Annotated in this window: 1 protein-coding gene; it reads left to right on the forward strand. The window is 63.9% G+C overall.

What is annotated here, in order from left to right:
- Positions 1–96 precede the first annotated feature (96 nt).
- A complete protein-coding gene (locus RT662_RS14765; RefSeq protein ID WP_313671447.1) occupies positions 97–1,875 on the forward strand; it encodes a hypothetical protein in 1,779 nt (592 codons plus the stop codon).
- The last annotated feature ends 21 nt before the right edge of the window (positions 1,876–1,896 follow it).

A 1,896-nucleotide genomic window follows, 5' to 3' on the forward strand; every position in this document is an offset into this window, starting at 1 on the left:
CCGCGCAGCCATCGCGATAGCCACGGAACAAGCGCAGGTGGCCTTCCTGGAAAAGATCAACCGTGGCGGGAATGTTGCCAAATCGGTGGGGCGGCGATGATCAAGCTGGCTGATTATGATTTCCTGGCCGCCACGCCTTCCAGCATGGCGGGCTGGTCCGCCGCGCGCGGCGGTGGCGGCGGCACCGGGGAAGCCACGTATTTTGACGCCGCAGGCAATCTGCAGGTGGCCACGGCGGGGCAGTGGCGGGTGGATCATGACCCGGTGACGCTGGCGCGGCGCGGGCTGCTGCTGGAACCGGGGCGCACAAACCGCGTTCTCAATCCGCGCATGGAAGGCGCCGCTGCTGGCACGCCGGGAACGATCCCGACTGGTCTCGGTTTTCAAGTGACGGGGGGGCTGGCCCTCACTGAAATTCCCTTCGTGGGGAGTGAAAGTGGCATCCCTTGTGTTGATTTTCGAATTACTGGCACCACTGCCGGCACTGGCGTTTTTGCGCTGAGCTTTATATCAAGCGCGTCTGCGGCGGCTGTCAATAATGAGATTTGGACAGGTGGCTGGTATTGGCGCTTGGTCTCGGGTAGCGGGCCAAATGTTTGGCAGATTGGGTGGCAGGAATACCCTGTGGCGGGCACGCCAGCCTTGGCCGATGTGCTTGTTGCTGTGCCCGCGCCCACCAGCGCGCCGCTGCGCAGCCAGCGCGTAGTCAATACGCGCACGCTGGCTGGCGGTGTCACGGTGGCTTTCGTTCGGCACCGGTTACGGCTTTCGGTCCCAGCCGGGACTTATGATTTCACGCTTCGCATCGGCGCGCCGCAGCTTGAACTTGGCGCCTTTGCCACTTCGCCCATCCTGCCGCCGGTTGGCGTTACCACAGCGGCCGCTACGCGCGCGGCGGATCAAGGTTCGGTTCCTGTCACCGCCACATCGCGCGCCACGCTGTATCTGGAAGAACGCACAATCGCCAAGGGCGATTCCGGTTCGCTTGGCGCTGTGCAGGCGGATGATGGTTCGGCCAATAACCGGCTGAATATCGCGGCCACTGGTGGCACTGGCTATGCCCCGGCCATCACAGGCTCCGGCACGGCTATCGCTACTTTCAGCACTGGTTCCATTACGGATGGTGTGGTGGATCGCGCTGCCCTTGCCTATGCGCCCAATGCCATGGTCGCCGCGCTGGATGGCGCCAGCCTGGGCACGGATACATCGGGCAGCCTTGCCGCCAGCATCAACCGCATCGCCATTACCGATGGTGATCGCGCCCGGCATCTGCGCGCCATCAGGCTTTACGCCGCCGGGCTGACGCTGGCGCAGGTGCAGGCCATAACCTTGGATGGTGCAGAACCTTCGCCTGTGGGCATCAGCCTTCCCGCCATCCGCCGCCCGGCGGAAGCGGCTGAACGCCTGGTGGGGCTGACCCAATCGCACCAATCGCCTTTTGATGGCACGCTGCAAACCCTGGAAATGCCGGGCGCGCGGTGGGAATTCACCGCCACCTGGCCGGTGCTTGGCCCGGATGATCGGCGGCTGATGGTGGCCTTCCTTTCCAGCCTGCGCGGTATGGCGGGGCGGTTTTTTTTCAGCCCGGCGCAATGGTCCCCCCGCCGCGCCACGGGTGGCGGCACGCCAGTAATTGATGGGGATTTTCAGGCCGGCACCACGCTGGCCACACGCGGCTGGACGGCGCTTGGCCAGGCCATGCGCGCCGGTGACTGGCTTTCCTATGTGGATACGCGCGGTCGGCGGCGGCTGCATATGGTGGTGGCGGATGCCTCGGCCGATGCCTCTGGCTTGGCGGCCTGTTTGCCGTCGTCGGTGTCTGAATCAGGTACGTTGACGTCTTGCCAACATGAAATTCCCGACGATCAAACATAACACAGCTATTGCAAAAATTAA

Origin of the sequence: Sandarakinorhabdus sp., assembly GCF_032115815.1 — a bacterium.
In the GTDB taxonomy this organism is placed as follows: Bacteria; Pseudomonadota; Alphaproteobacteria; order Sphingomonadales; family Sphingomonadaceae; genus Sandarakinorhabdus.